Source organism: Kitasatospora sp. NBC_00070, from assembly GCF_045041205.1.
Taxonomy (GTDB): Bacteria; Actinomycetota; Actinomycetes; order Streptomycetales; family Streptomycetaceae; genus Kitasatospora.
In genome coordinates, this window is the sequence record NZ_CP108247.1 from 3900376 (window position 1) to 3915481 (window position 15106).

The window sequence follows — 15106 nt, forward strand, 5'->3', positions numbered from 1 at the left end:
TCGGGGAGCGGCCGTCACGTGAGCACCTTTGACCTGAGCAGTAGTCAGACCGGTGGTGAGGAACCACGCCGAAGGCGTCGGGAGAACACCACCATCACCCCCCAGGGCGCCCCCAACCGCCGCAACACCGAGCTGGTGCTGCTGGCCTTCGCGGTGGTGGTGCCGATGCTGGCGTACGCCAACGTCGGGCTGGCGATGGACGGCAAGCTGCCGTCCGGCATGCTCGGCTACGGCCTCGGCATGGGCGTGCTCGCCCTGGTCGCGCACCTGGTGCTGCGCCGGTTCGCGCCGTACGCGGACCCGCTGCTGCTGCCGCTGGCGACGCTGCTGAACGGCCTCGGGCTGGTGATGATCTGGCGGCTCGACAAGGCCGGCAGCCTGCTCAGGAACAACTTCCCGGCGGCCTCGAACCAGTTGATGTGGTCGGGGCTCGGGGTGGCGCTGTTCATCGGCGTGGTGATCGTGCTCAAGGACCACCGGATCCTCCAGCGCTACACCTACATCTCGATGGTGCTGGCCCTGGTGCTGCTGGCGGCCCCGGCCTTCTTCCCGAGCCGGGCCGAGGACTTCGGCGCCAAGATCTGGATCCGGTTCGGCTCCTTCTCGATCCAGCCGGGCGAGTTCGCCAAGATCATCCTGACCGTGTTCTTCGCCGGCTACCTGATGGTCAAGCGGGACGCGCTGGCGCTGGCCAGCCGCCGCTTCATGGGGATGTACCTGCCGCGCGGGCGCGACCTGGGGCCGATCATCGTGGTCTGGCTGCTGTCGATCATGATCCTGGTGTTCGAGACCGACCTCGGCACCTCCTTCCTGTTCTTCGGCCTGTTCGTGGTGATGCTCTACGTCGCCACCGAGCGGACCAGCTGGATCGTCTTCGGCCTGCTGATGTCGATCAGCGGCGCGGCCCTGGTGGCCACCTCCGAACCGCACGTGAAGACCCGGATCGACGCCTGGCTGGACCCGATGGCCGCGTTCGCCCCGTCCCCGCCGAAGGGGGCCACCGAGCAGATCGGCCAGACCCTGATGGCCTTCGGCTCCGGCGGCACCACCGGCACCGGGCTCGGCCAGGGCCGGTCCTGGCTGATCCAGTTCGCCGCCAAGAGCGACTTCATCCTCGGCTCGTTCGGCGAGGAGCTCGGGCTGACCGGGCTGATGGCGATCTTCCTGCTCTACGGCCTGATCGTGCAGCGCGGCCTGCGCACCGCGATCGCGGCCCGCGACCCGTTCGGCAAGCTGCTCGCGGTCGGCCTGTCCTCCGCCTTCGCGCTCCAGGTCTTCGTGGTGGCCGGCGGCGTCACCGGGCTGATCCCGCTGACCGGTATGACCATGCCCTTCCTGGCCCAGGGCGGTTCCTCACTGGTCGCCAACTGGGCCCTGGTCGCCATCCTGCTGAAGATCAGCGACAGCGCCCGCCGGCCGGCCGCCGAACCGGCCCCCACCACCGCCGTGGACGGCGCGACCGAACAGACCCGGGGAGCCCTCGCGTGAACAAGCCGATCCGACGGGTCTCGATCTTCTGCCTGGTCCTGGTGCTGGCCCTGCTGGTCCGGGTCAACTGGGTGCAGGGCGTCCAGGCCGAGGCGTGGGCGGGCAACTCGCACAACGACCGGAACAAGTACGACCGGTACGCCTACCCGCGCGGCAACATCATCGCGGCGGGCGGCCAACCGGTCACCAAGTCCGAGTTCGTCAACGGGTACCGCTACAAGTACAAGCGCTCCTGGGTGGACGGCCCGCTGTGGGCCCCGGTCACCGGCTACTCCTCACAGGCCTTCGGCACCAGCCAGCTGGAGTCGCTCTCCGACGGCATCCTGTCCGGCTCCGACTCCCGGCTGTTCTTCCGGAACACCCTGGACATGCTGACCGGCAAGGAGAAGCAGGGCGGCGACGTGGTCACCACCCTGAACGCCAAGGCGCAGAAGGCGGCGTACGACGCGCTCGGCGCGAAGAAGGGCGCGGCGGTCGCGATCGACCCGCGCACCGGGGCGATCCTGGCGCTGGTCTCCACGCCGTCCTACGACCCGGGCCGCTTCGCGGGCACCGGCCCGGAGGACGCCAAGGCGTGGAAGGAGCTCGAGGCCGACCCGAACAAGCCGATGCTCAACCGGGCACTGCGCGAGACCTACCCGCCCGGTTCGACCTTCAAGCTGGTCACCGCGGCGGCCGCGTTCGAGAACGGCCGCTACCAGAACATCGGGGACGTCACCGACACCCCGCAGCACTACGTGCTGCCGAACACCAACGTCGAGCTGAAGAACGCCTCGGACGACGAGCCGTGCGCCAACGCGACCGTCAAGGTCGCGATGGACTACTCCTGCAACACCGTCTTCGGCAAGATCGGCGCCGATCTGGGCGGCGAGAAGATGCGCACCCAGGCCGAGCGGTTCGGCTTCAACAACCCCGGCATCAACGTCCCGATCCGGGCCTCGGAGTCGTTCTTCCCCGCCAAGTCCAGCGCCGACGGCACCGCGATGGACTCGATCGGCCAGCACGACACCCGGGCCACCCCGCTGCAGATGGCGATGGTCGCCGCGGCGATCGCCAACGACGGCCGGCTGATGACCCCGTACCTGGTGGACGAGGAGCGGGCGTCGAACCTCACCACCATCTCCAAGCACACCGAGCGGCAGCTCAGCCAGGCGGTCAGCCCGGCCACCGCGCAGAAGCTCCAGCAGCTGATGGAGAGCGTGGTGCAGAACGGCACCGGCACGAAGGCCCAGATCGACGGCCTGAAGGTGGGCGGCAAGACCGGCACCGCGCAGCACGGCGAGAACAACGCCGGGCTGCCGTTCGCCTGGTTCATGTCCTACGCCAAGGCGCCCGACGGCCGGCAGGTCGCGGTCGCGGTGGTGGTCGAGGACGGCTCCAGCGAGCGGGACCAGATCAGCGGCGGCGGGCTGGCGGCACCGATCGCCAAGGCCCTGATGAAGGCGGCCCTGGACCGGTAGGCCCGCTCCCCGGATCACACCGGATTCCGTACCGACCCGGTCGGTCCTTTGTCACAATGGGACCCGCCCGGTCGGTACCGGTCCGGTCTCAGCCTGCGGGCTGTTCCGGCTCCCTCAGGTCGGGCGGGTAGCGTATCCGCAAACAGCGGGTCCGCCCACCGCCGTGCACGGCTCCGGCCGTGGGGCCGACGTCACAGAACCGAGGTGACGGCGGAAGCGTCCAACACAACGTGCGGGGACCACCTACGTCACATCCTCACCAGCCGGTGGGGGAGAGGGTCGGAACTATGGAAGAGCCTCGTCGCCTCGGCGGCAGGTACGAGCTCGGCGGCGTCCTCGGACGCGGCGGCATGGCCGAGGTCTACCTCGCCCATGACACCCGGCTCGGCCGCTCCGTCGCCGTGAAGACGCTCCGCGCCGACATGGCCCGCGACCCGTCGTTCCAGGCCCGGTTCCGCCGCGAGGCCCAGTCCGCGGCCTCCCTGAACCACCCCGCGATCGTCGCCGTGTACGACACCGGCGAGGACTACATCGACGGGATCTCCATCCCCTACATCGTGATGGAGTACGTCGAGGGGTCCACGCTCCGCGAGCTGCTGCACTCCGGGCGGCGGCTGCTGCCCGAGCGCGCGCTCGAGATGACCATCGGCATCCTGCAGGCGCTGGAGTACTCGCACCGCGCCAACATCGTGCACCGCGACATCAAGCCCGCCAACGTGATGCTGACCCGGCAGGGCAACGTCAAGGTGATGGACTTCGGCATCGCCCGGGCGATGGGCGACGCCGGGATGACGATGACGCAGACCTCGGCCGTCATCGGCACCGCCCAGTACCTCTCCCCGGAGCAGGCCAAGGGCGAGACCGTGGACGCCCGGTCCGACATCTACTCGGCCGGCTGCCTGCTCTACGAGCTGCTCGCCGTACGCCCACCGTTCGTCGGCGACTCCCCGGTCGCGGTCGCCTACCAGCACGTCCGCGAGGAGGCCCTGCCCCCCTCGACGTACGACCCCGAGCTGCGCCCCGAGATCGACGCGATCGTGCTCAAGGCGCTCACCAAGGACCGGGACTACCGGTACCAGAGCGCCGACGAGATGCGCGACGACATCGAGCGCTTCCTCGACGGCCTCCCGGTCGCCGCCGCCCAGCAGGCCGCCGCCTACGGCGCCGCCGGGTACGGCTACGACCAGCAGGGCTACCCGAACGCCCAGCACGACCCGTACGGCCAGACCAACCTGCTGCCCCAGCAGGGCGGCGCCGGCCCGACCACCATGCTGCCGCAGGTCGGCTCCCCGCAGCCGGGCTACGGCTACCAGGACGACGGCTACGGCAACGGCGGGAACGGGAACGGCGGCTACGACGACCACGACCGCGGCCGCCGCGGCAACCAGCCGAAGAAGAGCAACAACACCTCCTGGGTGATCCTGGCGATCGCGGCGGTGCTGGTGCTGGTCGGCGCCTACTTCGTGGTGGACGCGATGACCAAGGGCGGTGGCGGCACCGGCAGCAAGGTGGCCGCCCCGCAGCTGGTCACGCTCACCCTGGACGAGGCCAAGGCCAAGGCCAAGAACGTCAACGAGAAGCTCCAGGTCGTGGCCGGCGCGGAGATCGCCTGCCCGGACGCCACCGTGAAGAAGGGTCAGGTCTGCACCCAGGACCCGGTCCCCAACACCCAGATCGCCGCCGACACCCAGATCAAGGTCCAGCTGTCCAGCGGTCCGGCCCAGGCCGACCTGCCCGACGTGACCGGGAACGCCCTCGCGCAGGCGCAGGAGAAGCTGACCAAGGCCGGGTTCACCGTCAAGACCACCTACGAGGCGAACGACACCGTCGCCCCGGACAAGGTGATCTCGCAGAACCCGCCGGCCGGCAAGGCCGAGCCCGGCTCCGCCGTCACCCTGGTCGTCTCGCAGGGCCAGGCCAAGGTCAACGTCCCCGGCGTGGTCGGCCAGACCGAGGACGCCGCCCGGCAGGCGCTGGAGGGCGCGGGCTTCCAGGTGGAGGTCAAGTCCGCCACCACCGCGGACCAGTCCAAGGTCGGCCAGGTCTCCGGTCAGGACCCGAAGGCCAACAGCAAGGTCGCCCCCGGCTCCAAGGTGACGCTGACGGTCTACAAGATGCAGGACAAGGTCACCGTGCCGCCGCTGCAGAACCAGACGGTGAAGGACGCGATCAAGCAGCTGGAGGCGCTCGGCCTCCGCTACACCTTCATCGCCGGCCCGCAGGACCTGACCGCCGTCGTGCAGAGCTCGCTGCCCCCGGCCGGGACCCAGGTGGACCCCAACACCCAGGTCGGCCTGGTCACCCGGGCTGCGGACAAGAGCAGCCCGCCCGCGACCGGTCACTGACCCCGCGTCACCTCGGAGGGGGCCGCCCGGTGGGCGGCCCCCTCCGGCGTTCCCGCGCCCCGGCTCAGCGCAGCTCGGCCGGCGGGGTCCGCTTCGCGTCCACCGGGTCCACCCGGACCAGCGAGGCCCAGACCGCCATCCGGTAGCGGGAGGTGTAGACGGGGGTGCAGGTGGTCAGGGTCAGGTAGCGGCCCGGACCGGTGTACGGGGAGCCCTTGGGCACGGGGGCGATGATGCCGGTGTCGTACTTGGAGGTCTGCGGGAGGCTGCCGTCGACCCGGTAGACGTACCACTGGTCCCGGGTCTCGACCACGACGGCGTCGCCCGGGACGACCTTGTCCAGGTCGTGGAAGCGCGCGCCGTGCCCGTCCCGGTGGGCCGCCAGGGTGAAGTTGCCCTGGGCGTCCCAGGGCATCGCGGAGCGGTACGGGCCTTCGTAGACCCCGGCCACGCCCTCGTTGAGGACGGCCGGGTCGGTGCCCATCCGGATCAGCGTCTGGTCGCCCCGGCCGAGGGCGGGGACGTGCAGGAAGCCGAGGCCGTCGCCGGCCGCGTAGACCGGCGGGGCGGCGGCCGCCGGGGCCCCGGGCACGGCCGGGGCCGACCAGGTGTCCCGCAGCCGGTCGCCGGCGGTGTCCGCCTGACGGTCCGCCACCACGCCGGTCCACCAGAGCGAGTAGCCGACGAACAGGGCCAGCATCAGCCCGGCGGTGATCAGCAGCTCGCCGACCACGCCCAGGACGGCCGCGCCCCGGCCGCGCCGCCGGGGCGCTGGTGCGGGGCCGTTCAGCTGGATCTGCACTGCGCGCCCCTCCGTCGGCCGGTCAGCCGTTCAGTGCGGCGGGCTGTCCCTGGCTCCTCGGTCGTTCCTCCACCATCTTGCCAAAGACGATCAGTCTTCCCCGGGCACTGAACTCCGGCGTGCATGTCGTGAGGGTGATGTAGCGGCCCGCCTCCTTGAACGGCGAACCCTTCGGCACCGGCTGGATCACCGTGACGTTCGACGGCGGGGTCTCCGGGATGCCGCCCGCGACCTGGTAGGTGAAGTACGAGGTCGCGGTCTCCACCACGATCTGGTCCCCCGGCACCAACTGCCCGATCTTCCGGAACGGCTGACCGTGCGTCGTGCGGTGCGCGGCGATCGCGAAGTTGCCGGCCTTGTCGGCCGGCATCGCGGTGCCGGTGTAGTGGCCGACCAGACCCTTGTCGAGCACCTGCTGCTTGAGCGTGCCCTCGGCGATCGGGTACTTCAGGCCGAGCTTGGGGATGTACAGGATCGCGAAGCCCTGCCCCGGCTCGAAGGCGGCCGGCGGCGGCACGCTCGCGCCCGGCGCCGGGGTCACGGGCGGGCTCTGCAGCGCCTGGCTCCACTGCTGCTCCAGTTGGCTGCGGGTGCCGTCGGCGGCCGCGTCGGCCTGCACGTTGGTCCACCACAGCTGGTACGAGACGAACAGCAGCATCACCAGTCCGAGCGTGATGAACAGCTCGCCGAGCACCCGGGCCGCCACCACCCGGCGGCGCTCCTTGGGCCGGGGGACGGCCGCACCCGCCCGGCCGGCCGCCCGGCGGCGGCCGCTGCCCGAGCTCAGCGCGGTGCGGCGGCGGTCGGCCCGCCGCCCCGGCGGGGGCAGCACGGCGGACGGCACCACCCGCAGCTGCATGGTCCGGTCGTCCGTCCAGGGCTGGTCCTCGACCGGCTCGTAGACCCCCCAGTCACCCGCTCCGCCCGCCGGATCGCCCTGCGCGCGCCCCTCCGGGCGTACCGCCGTCACGGCTCAGCCCCGGCCGATCACCGGGGCGAGGCCGGCCGACCGGCCGACCGCCTCCGGGTATCCGCACTCGGCCAGCCAGTTGGCCAGCATCCGGTGCCCGCCCTCGGTGAGCACCGACTCCGGGTGGAACTGCACGCCCTCGACCGGGAGGTCGCGGTGCCGCAGGCCCATGATGACGCCGCTGGCGGTCTCCGCGGTGACCGCCAGCTCGGCGGGCACCGTGCCGGGCTCGACCGCGAGCGAGTGGTAGCGGGTGGCGGTCAGCGGCGAGGGCAGCCCGGCGAACACCCCGCCGTCCCGGTGGGTGACCGGCGAGACCTTGCCGTGCAGCAGCTCGGGCGCCCGGCCGACCACGGCCCCGTACGCCACCGCGATCGACTGCAGGCCCAGGCAGACGCCGAACAGCGGCAGCCCGATCCGGGCGCAGTGGTGCACCATCTCGATGCACACCCCGGCCTCCTCGGGCGCCCCGGGACCGGGGGAGAGCAGCACCCCGTCGAAGCCCAGCGCGCCCGCCCGGCGGACCGCGTGATCCACCGTCACCTCGTCGTTGCGGACCACCTCGCAGGTGGCACCGAGCTGGTAGAGGTACTGGACCAGGTTGAAGACGAAGCTGTCGTAGTTGTCGACCACGAGAATCCGGGGCGGGTTGCCTGCGGCGGTCATCGGTGCGCTACTCCTGGGCTGGTACTGGTCGGGCGGGTGGGGCGGGGAGCACGGCTCAGCCGACGCCGCTGCCCTCGTCCACCGTGACGTCGCCGAAGGGGAGCAACGGTTCCGCCCACGGGAAGACGAACTGGAACAGGACGTAGACCACTCCGAGCGCCAGCAGCAGCGCGAGCACCGCGCGGACGAGTGCGTTCCCCGGCAGGTGCCGCCAGATCCAGCCGTACATGGTGCTCCTCGGAGTTCGGGTCGGGGTCAAGAGTAGACGGCGGCCCCCGCCGGGCAGGTGCGCTGTGCCCTTACTGACCGGAAGCCGTGCGCAGGTCGACCGTTCCGGTGTATCCGGGCACCGCGAGCTCGTTGCTCTCCTGGAGCTTCCAGCCGAGGCCGTACGCGTCGACGTACTGGAGGTAGTTGGCGATGGTCGGGTCGGCGTTCACCGCGGCCTTCAGCCTGTCGGTCCGCCCGACCGCCTTGATCACGTACGGCGGGGAGTAGACCCGGCCCTGCAGCAGCAGGGTGTTGCCGACGCAGCGGACCGCGCTGGTGGAGATCAGCCGCTGGTCCATCACCTGGATGCCCTCGGCGCCGCCCCGCCAGAGCGCGTTCACCACGGCCTGGATGTCCTGCTGGTGGATCACCAGGTCGTTGACGCCGGGGGCCGGGATGCCGGGCAGCTTGGCGGTGGCGTTCGGGGGCGCGTCGTTGAGCGTGACGGTCAGCCCGGGGCCCTGCAGCGCCTGCAGACCGGCCTCCTGCTGGAGCACGGCCAGCCGGTCGGCCTCGGCGGGGCTCTGTCCCCGGCCCTTGGCCAGCGCGTCCACCTGCCCCTGCAGGTCGCTGAGCTCGGCCTGGGCCTGCTGGTTCTGGGTGCTCCGCTGGCGTATCACGTCGCTGAGTCTGAGCAGCGAGTTGTCGGTGCGCAGATCGGTGCCGCGGGCGGTGTCCGCACTGATGTAGAACAGCAGACCGGCGAGTGCGAACACGGTGCAGGTCAGGGCACGTCCGACAATTCGGGTGCGCGGAGCCCGTTCGGGCCCCGAACGGGAGGGAATCGTGGAATTCGGCACCGTACCCTTATCTCCTTACGACCCGGCGAGCCACTACGCTAACGGACGCCGGTGGCATGTGCGGAGCACCGGTCCGGTTCGCGCTGCGGGTTTTCGGCCCGTGGACACCGGACCGACCGTTTCCGTACTGCCCGGTCCCCACAGCCGCCCGCCCCCGCTGCACCCTGCGCGGTCACAGCGCATCGACAGGAGAACCCCTCGTGCCGAAGTCTCGACTCCGCAAGAAGTCCGACTACACCCCGCCGCCGTCGGGCACGACAGCGGTGAAGATCAGTTCCGGTCGCGGCTGGGTGGCACCCCTGATGCTCGCACTGTTCCTGGTCGGGCTGGTCTGGATCGTCACCTACTACGTGACGAGCGGCAGCTGGCCGATCCAGGACTGGGGCAACTGGAACATCCTGGCCGGCTTCGGCTTCATCGCGGCCGGCTTCGGCGTCTCCACGCAGTGGAAGTGACGCTCTCCCGCTGAGCACCTCACGAAGCACCGCTCCGGTCACCCGGGGCGGTGCTTCGGCGTGCCCGGAACCGGCGCTTCCGGTGATCGGACCATCGGGTTGTCCACACGGTTATCCACACTGGGGAAAAGTCGACCCACCCTGTGGATAACTTTTTCGTTCGAGCTCCGCAGCTTTCTCCGAATTCCGGCCGAATGAGCAGCTAGACGCGCGTAGACCGTGGCCCTAGCAGTTCGCACTGACATCGACCGTGCGGACCCCGGTAGTGACTGTGGACAAACACCGCCCGGCCTCGGGGATCACCCGTTCAGACGGGCCGTCTGCAGCACCACGATCAGCACCGTCGCCGCCAGCACCCCGGCCACCGTGAGGCCCTGCACCAGGCCGCGCCTGGCCTGCGGGGCGTACATCAGCCCCACCCCCGTGACCGCCCCCGCGACCAGCCCGCCGAGGTGCGCGCGCCAGTCGATCACGCTGCTCAGCGAGAAGGTGATCACCAGGTTGAAGACCAGCAGCGCGATCACCGGCCCGAGCGGCACCCGGCTCACCCGGTACAGCACCGCAGTGGCGCCGAGCAGTCCGAAGATCGCACCGGAGGCACCGACCGAGTTCAGCCGCTCCCCCGCGAACAGGTACGAGAAGGCGCCGCCCATCAGCCCGGAGACCACGTACAGGCCGGTGAACCGCAGCCGCCCGAGCACCCGCTCCAGCTGGGGGCCCAGCACCCAGAGCGACACCATGTTCATCACCAGGTGCGCCACCCCGCCGTGCACGAACATCGCCGTCACCAGCCGGTACCACTGCTCCGGACCGGCGGCCACCCCGTAGGTCTCGAACCAGTGCGGCGGCGCCGCGCTCTGCAGCGCCAGGGTGTCCCACCACTCCGGCCGGACGTACTCGGTCAGCACGAAGACCAGCAGGTTGAGCCCGATCAGCGTCTTGGTGACCAGCGCCCCGTCCGCCACCGGCAGCCCGCCGAACCTGGTCCTGGCCCGCCGGACCTCCCGGTGACCGCCCTGGACGCACTCCGGGCACTGGAAGCCCACCGAGGCGCTCACCATGCACTCCGGGCAGATCGGCCGCCCACAGCGCCCGCAGGCCACCCCGGTCTCCCGCTCGGGGTGCCGGTAGCAGCCGGGCAACTGGTGGCCGCCCTCGGCACCCGTCCTGGCCGACTCGTCCGGAAGCATCCGCGGTTCCCCTCCCTCACACGACTGGTCCCGGTGGCTCCACCGCGCCGCGGGGCACCACCGGGACCGTAAGGCTACTGCCGACGGATCGTCAGCCGCGGGTGATCTCGACCGACTCGATCACGATGTCCTCGACCGGGCGGTCGGCGCGGCCGGTCGGACCCTCGGAGATCTCCTGCACGAGCTTCTGGCTGGCCGCGTCGGTGACCTGGCCGAAGATGGTGTGCTTGCCGGTGAGCCAGGTGGTCGGCGCGACCGTGATGAAGAACTGGGAGCCGTTGGTGCCCGGGCCGGCGTTGGCCATCGCCAGCAGGTACGGCTTGGTGAACGCCAGGTCGGGGTGGAACTCGTCCGCGAACTTGTAGCCCGGGCCGCCGGTGCCGGTGCCCAGCGGGTCGCCGCCCTGGAGCATGAAGTCCTTGATCACGCGGTGGAACACGGTGCCGTTGTAGAGCGGCGCGTTCGACGGCTTGCCGGTGCGCGGGTCGACCCACTCCCGGGTGCCCTCGGCGAGCTCGACGAAGTTGGCCACCGTCTTCGGCGCGTGGTTCGGGAAGAGCTCGACCACGATGTCGCCGCGGTTGGTCTTCAGGGTCGCGATCAGGTCCTGGGCCACGGTGTGCCTTCCTAGTCTCTCTGGGTCAACTGGCCTTCGATCATCCCACGACCGGTCCGCCGGCCGGGGCCGAGCAGTGGTTTCGACACCCGCTTCCGGAGCAACCCGGCGTGCCGTGGGACAAACGGACATGCATGATCTCCAATCAGGTGGAAATGTGCATACAGGACGCCATCGAGGAGGAGAAGCTCGTGACCCGCTTGGACTCAGCCCGCGACACCGCCGACAAGGCCAGGGACACCCTCGCGCCCTATGCCGCCACCGCCAAGGAGACCGCCCAGCACTACGCGGCCGTGATGGACGACGCCAGGCTCCGCCTCGGCCCCAAGGTCCAGGCGGCCGGGAGCCAGGCGAGGACGGGCGCCGGCCAGGCCGCCCAGGCCGCCAGGGTCCAGTACGTCAAGCACCTCGCACCGCAGCTGGAGCACGCCTTCGGCTCGCTGCCGCCGCACACCCAGCAGAGCACCCTGAAGGCCGTGCACCGGGCCCAGGAGGCCGCGCTGGCCGCCAAGCTCTCCGCCACCCGGGCGGCCGACCAGGCCCGGGTCACCGTGTTCCCCCGGGTCACCGAGGCGGTCGAGCAGGCGAAGGCCGGCATCACCCCGGTCGCCCAGGAGGCCCAGCTCCGCGGCGCCGCCGCGTTCACCGCGCTGCAGGGCCACGTCAGCGCCACCGAGATCGGCGAGCTGGCGGCCAGGAACGCCAAGAAGGAGCAGCGGCACGGCTGGGCCACCGGCCTGGCCGTCACCGGCGCGCTGGCGATCGCCTCCGGGCTGGTCGCCTGGCAGTGGTGGCGCAGCCGCAGCACCCCGCAGTGGCTGGTCGAGCCGCCGGCCGAGCAGGCCCCCGAATCCCAGCTGAACGGCTCGGGCCCGGTCGGCACCGGCGCCACCGCCGCGTCCACCCCGACCCCGACCCCGCCCGGCGCCGAGCCCGAGGACCCCGACCACGAGGACCGGCCGAAGCCGCACGACCCGCGCAAGCCGCACTGACCCGCCGCGAGAACGCGGTACGGCCGCTGACCTGATCCCAGGTCAGCGGCCGTACCGTCACCACGCTGTGGAGCTTAGGAGACTCGAACTCCTGACATCTGCCTTGCAAAGGCAGCGCTCTACCAACTGAGCTAAAGCCCCGTGGTCGCCGTGCTGCGCACCAGCGTACCCGCTCCCCCCGGCTGTTCCGCAAAACACCCCGGCCGGAACGGACTTCGGGTCGGCCCCGGCCGAAGGGCCGGGACCGACCCGTGAAGGTCGTCGGTCGGGTCAGCGACCGGCCGGGACCGGGTCGGTGGCCTCGGTCCAGAGGTCCTGCTCGGCGCGGTCCGCCTGGACCTGCCGGTAGACAAAGAAGCCGCCGAGGGCGACCAGGGCGACCAGGAGAAGCTTCTTCACCGCGGGGACCTCGTCCTTCTTGCTGTGGATGGGCCCAGAAACCGCGGACCCTCGGTATGTACGAGCACGAACCGGCGACCGGCAAGCAGACCGCCCTGCGGCCGATGATACACATCGGTAACCACTTCCCGAGAGGTCACCGCGACCGGTCAACCGCCCGACCGGCACCCGGGATTGACGGTACGCCCCCGGTCGTACGACTAGCGGCTCGGCAGCCGCAGCACCGCCCGGCCGCCGTCCAGATCCACCGGCCCGAGCGGCGGGGCGCCGTCGCCCTCCTCGTCCCGCAGCATCAACGTGGTCTTGCGCTGCTCCAGTTCGTGCTGCTTGCCGGCCGCGAACTGCGCGTGCAGCTGCTCGAAACCGGTCGCCGAGATCTGTCCCTCCCGCCCCGTCCCGCGCCACGGCACCCACTTGGCCCGCCCGGCCCGCAGCGCCAGTTGGTCCAGGAAGGCCACCAGCACCAGCGCACAGACCAGCCCCGGCAGGCTCATCGCCCAGAAGATCGCCACACCACTCACCCCAAGCTCGGCAGATCCCCATCCTCCGGCCCCGCCCCCACAAACGCCAGAGGGCGCCCCCGGAGCACTAGCGGATCTGCTCGCAGGGCGGCCGGTTCGGCATCGACACGTACTGCCCCGCCTCCTCGGCGCCGCCGACGCCCAGGATCGACAGGCCGTGCCTGCCACCCGTGCCGTACCCCAGGTCGGTGAGCCTGCGGCAGAGTGCGAGCGATTCCGCGCGGGTGGTGCCCTCCGTCACGTGGACGGTCATCGACCGGCCCTCGACCACGGTCCCGTCCGCCAGTGGCGGCGCGACGAGCAGGTCGCCGTCGGCGACGTGCGGCAGGCAGCGGACGTCCTCCGGCAGGCCCTCGGTGGAGCCGCCCAGCCAGCTGCTGGTGGGCTTCGGCGACGCGCACACCGTCGGGGCCGGCGCCGCCCCGGGCGGTGCGGACCCGCCCCCCGACCCGGCCGAACAACCGGTCACCAGCAATCCGGCCAGCACCACGCCCGCCACTGCGGCCTTCGTCACACCAATCCCTCCCCCGGGATCACTGCCACCATCCGTGCAACAACCAAACAGAGCGGCCCGGATGACGAATCATCCGGGCCGCTCTCGCAGGTGGGCCTAACAGGACTTGAACCTGTGGCCTCTTCCTTATCAGGGAAGCGCTCTAACCGTCTGAGCTATAGGCCCTTGCCGCACTGAAAGATTAGCGGACCGACGGCCGATCTCCCAAATCCGTATCGGCGGGTCCCAGCTCAGGGGGTGCGGCGAGCCACTGGGAGCGGGTGGCGGGCAGCCGGCTGGCGCCCCCCGGGGCGGTGCGGACGGCGAGGATCTGGTTGACCCCGATCCGGTTCTGCTCGAAGGCCAGGGCGCAGGCGGCCATGTACAGCCGCCAGACCCGGGCCCGGCCGGCGCCGACCAGGCGGACCGCCTCCGGCCAGTGCGCCTCCAGGTTGGCGACCCACTCGCGGAGGGTGAGGGCGTAGTGCTCGCGCAGCGACTCGAGGTCGCGGACCTCGAAGCCCGCGTCCTCCAGGGCGCCGACCGTGCTGCCGACCGGGGAGAGCTCGCCGTCCGGGAAGACGTAGTGGTCGATGAACGGGCTCGGGCTGTACGGGATGCCGGGCAGGTCGGGGCGGCGGGCGATCTGGTGGTTCAGCAGCCGCCCGCCGGGGGCCAGCAGTTCGTACAGCCGGCTCGCGTAGACCTGGTACTGGACGGCACCGACGTGCTCGGCCATGCCGACGCTGGAGATCGCGTCGAACGGGCCGTCGGAGATCTCCCGGTAGTCCTGCAGGCGGATCTCGATCCGGTCGCCCAGCCCGGCCTGCTCGACCCGCTGCCGGGCCAGCGCGACCTGCTCGGCCGAGATCGAGACACCGACCGCCCGGACGCCGTAGTGCTCGGCCGCGTGCAGCAGCAGCGAGCCCCAGCCGCAGCCGACGTCCAGCAGGCGCATCCCGGGCCGCAGGCCGAGCTTGCGGCAGATCAGGTCCAGCTTGGCCGTCTGGGCGTCCTCCAGGCTCTTCGCGGCCGGCTCCCAGTAGGCGCAGGAGTAGACCATCGAGGAGCCCAGCACCAGGCCGTAGAACTCGTTGCCGACGTCGTAGTGGTGGCTGATCGCGGCCCGGTCGCGGCCCCGGCTGTGCGCGCTGCCGCCGCCGAGCCTGGCCTCCTCCGGCGGGGGAGTGGGCCGGGGGCCGATCGCGCCGGCCCGGACCGCCAGCCCGAGCAGCCGACGGCCGACCGGACCGACCACGTCCCGGGGCCCGACCCGGAGCGCAAGGATCTCCGGCCGCTCGGCGAACTCCGCGGCCCGGGCCAGCACTTCGTACAGATCGGCGTCCGGCGCGAGGTCCAGGTCACCGGAGACGTACGCCCGGACCAGGCCGAGCTCGCCGGGATGCCAGATCAGGTGCCGCAGCGCCCGGCGGTTGCGCAGCACCACCAGCGGGCCGTCGGCGGGGCCGGCCTCGCTGCCGTCCCAGAGCCGGATCCGGAGCGGGATCCGGGCCCCGAGCAAGTCCTCGACCGCCCCGAGCAGTTGTGTTGCGAGCTGTGCCATGCCACGCCTCCGACCGCTGAATCGCCTCTCTGTCGGCCCCCGCCTCCCGGACAGCCAACACAGCCCGGCCCGCCG

At 71.4% G+C, this 15106-nt stretch carries 16 protein-coding genes and 2 tRNA genes; 5 read left to right on the forward strand and 13 right to left on the reverse strand.

Annotation, left to right across the window (positions count from 1 at the left end; all coding sequences use genetic code 11):
• The first annotated feature begins 33 nt into the window (after window positions 1-33).
• The 3 genes from OHV05_RS18075 (at window position 34) to pknB (ending at window position 5293) form a co-directional block, all read left to right on the forward strand.
• Complete coding sequence (locus OHV05_RS18075; protein WP_405021488.1) at window positions 34-1488, forward strand: FtsW/RodA/SpoVE family cell cycle protein; 1455 nt, start codon at window positions 34-36, stop codon at window positions 1486-1488.
• The gene (locus OHV05_RS18080; protein ID WP_405018613.1) at window positions 1485-2948 is read left to right on the forward strand and encodes a peptidoglycan D,D-transpeptidase FtsI family protein; all 1464 of its coding nucleotides are present in this window, start codon (window positions 1485-1487) and stop codon (window positions 2946-2948) included. The genes OHV05_RS18075 and OHV05_RS18080 overlap by 4 nt, the downstream gene beginning before the upstream one ends.
• 287 nt (window positions 2949-3235) lie before the next feature.
• Window positions 3236-5293, forward strand: coding sequence for a Stk1 family PASTA domain-containing Ser/Thr kinase (gene pknB / locus OHV05_RS18085; RefSeq protein WP_405018614.1), 2058 nt, complete (start codon window positions 3236-3238; stop codon window positions 5291-5293).
• Between the two features lie 64 nt (window positions 5294-5357).
• Here pknB and OHV05_RS18090 read toward each other — a convergent pair whose 3' ends face one another.
• From OHV05_RS18090 to OHV05_RS18110, 5 genes are all read right to left on the reverse strand, one after another.
• The gene (locus tag OHV05_RS18090) at window positions 5358-6095 is read right to left on the reverse strand and encodes a class E sortase (RefSeq protein WP_405018615.1); all 738 of its coding nucleotides are present in this window, start codon (window positions 6093-6095) and stop codon (window positions 5358-5360) included.
• A gap of 22 nt (window positions 6096-6117) precedes the next feature.
• On the reverse strand, window positions 6118-7065 hold the full coding sequence (locus OHV05_RS18095; RefSeq protein ID WP_405018616.1) for a class E sortase: 948 nt from the start codon (window positions 7063-7065) through the stop codon (window positions 6118-6120).
• A gap of 3 nt (window positions 7066-7068) precedes the next feature.
• On the reverse strand, window positions 7069-7731 hold the full coding sequence (locus tag OHV05_RS18100) for an aminodeoxychorismate/anthranilate synthase component II (RefSeq protein WP_403040150.1): 663 nt from the start codon (window positions 7729-7731) through the stop codon (window positions 7069-7071).
• Between the two features lie 55 nt (window positions 7732-7786).
• On the reverse strand, window positions 7787-7960 hold the full coding sequence (locus OHV05_RS18105) for a hypothetical protein (RefSeq protein WP_405018617.1): 174 nt from the start codon (window positions 7958-7960) through the stop codon (window positions 7787-7789).
• A 70-nt stretch (window positions 7961-8030) separates the two neighbouring features.
• Complete coding sequence (locus OHV05_RS18110; protein ID WP_405018618.1) at window positions 8031-8801, reverse strand: DUF881 domain-containing protein; 771 nt, start codon at window positions 8799-8801, stop codon at window positions 8031-8033.
• Between the two features lie 200 nt (window positions 8802-9001).
• On the opposite strand from OHV05_RS18110, the gene crgA reads away from it, so the two are divergent.
• Complete coding sequence (crgA, locus tag OHV05_RS18115; protein ID WP_405018619.1) at window positions 9002-9256, forward strand: cell division protein CrgA; 255 nt, start codon at window positions 9002-9004, stop codon at window positions 9254-9256.
• 299 nt (window positions 9257-9555) lie between these two features.
• On the opposite strand, the gene OHV05_RS18120 is transcribed toward crgA, so the two are convergent.
• Together OHV05_RS18120 and OHV05_RS18125 are read right to left on the reverse strand one after the other, a co-directional pair.
• Window positions 9556-10446 carry a rhomboid family intramembrane serine protease gene (locus OHV05_RS18120; protein WP_405018620.1) on the reverse strand — a complete coding sequence of 297 codons (891 nt, stop codon included), beginning with the start codon at window positions 10444-10446 and terminating at the stop codon, window positions 9556-9558.
• Between the two features lie 91 nt (window positions 10447-10537).
• Entirely contained in the window at window positions 10538-11062 is a 525-nt protein-coding gene (locus tag OHV05_RS18125; RefSeq protein ID WP_405018621.1) for a peptidylprolyl isomerase, read from the reverse strand.
• A 191-nt stretch (window positions 11063-11253) separates the two neighbouring features.
• Between OHV05_RS18125 and OHV05_RS18130 the strand changes: the two genes are divergently transcribed.
• Entirely contained in the window at window positions 11254-12054 is an 801-nt protein-coding gene (locus tag OHV05_RS18130) for a DUF5324 family protein (RefSeq protein ID WP_405018622.1), read from the forward strand.
• 68 nt (window positions 12055-12122) lie between these two features.
• Here OHV05_RS18130 and OHV05_RS18135 read toward each other — a convergent pair.
• From OHV05_RS18135 to OHV05_RS18160, 6 genes are all read right to left on the reverse strand, one after another.
• A tRNA-Ala gene (locus tag OHV05_RS18135) sits at window positions 12123-12195 on the reverse strand.
• 129 nt (window positions 12196-12324) lie between these two features.
• A complete protein-coding gene (locus OHV05_RS18140) occupies window positions 12325-12453 on the reverse strand; it encodes a DLW-39 family protein (protein WP_014137031.1) in 129 nt (42 codons plus the stop codon).
• A gap of 200 nt (window positions 12454-12653) precedes the next feature.
• Complete coding sequence (locus tag OHV05_RS18145; RefSeq protein ID WP_405021489.1) at window positions 12654-12947, reverse strand: DUF6191 domain-containing protein; 294 nt, start codon at window positions 12945-12947, stop codon at window positions 12654-12656.
• Between the two features lie 94 nt (window positions 12948-13041).
• On the reverse strand, window positions 13042-13488 hold the full coding sequence (locus OHV05_RS18150; RefSeq protein WP_405018623.1) for a hypothetical protein: 447 nt from the start codon (window positions 13486-13488) through the stop codon (window positions 13042-13044).
• A gap of 91 nt (window positions 13489-13579) precedes the next feature.
• Window positions 13580-13653 (reverse strand) — tRNA-Ile (locus tag OHV05_RS18155).
• A 16-nt stretch (window positions 13654-13669) separates the two neighbouring features.
• A complete protein-coding gene (locus tag OHV05_RS18160) occupies window positions 13670-15031 on the reverse strand; it encodes a class I SAM-dependent methyltransferase (RefSeq protein ID WP_405018624.1) in 1362 nt (453 codons plus the stop codon).
• Window positions 15032-15106: the final 75 nt, after the last annotated feature.

Coding starts and splice junctions, on each gene's coding strand:
- OHV05_RS18120 (WP_405018620.1), bottom strand. CDS start 10,446: ATGCTTCCGGACGAGTCGGCCAGGACGGGTGCCGAGGGCGGCCACCAG.
- OHV05_RS18145 (WP_405021489.1), bottom strand. CDS start 12,947: ATGAGCCTGCCGGGGCTGGTCTGTGCGCTGGTGCTGGTGGCCTTCCTG.
- pknB (WP_405018614.1), top strand. CDS start 3,236: ATGGAAGAGCCTCGTCGCCTCGGCGGCAGGTACGAGCTCGGCGGCGTC.
- OHV05_RS18105 (WP_405018617.1), bottom strand. CDS start 7,960: ATGTACGGCTGGATCTGGCGGCACCTGCCGGGGAACGCACTCGTCCGC.
- OHV05_RS18100 (WP_403040150.1), bottom strand. CDS start 7,731: ATGACCGCCGCAGGCAACCCGCCCCGGATTCTCGTGGTCGACAACTAC.
- OHV05_RS18160 (WP_405018624.1), bottom strand. CDS start 15,031: ATGGCACAGCTCGCAACACAACTGCTCGGGGCGGTCGAGGACTTGCTC.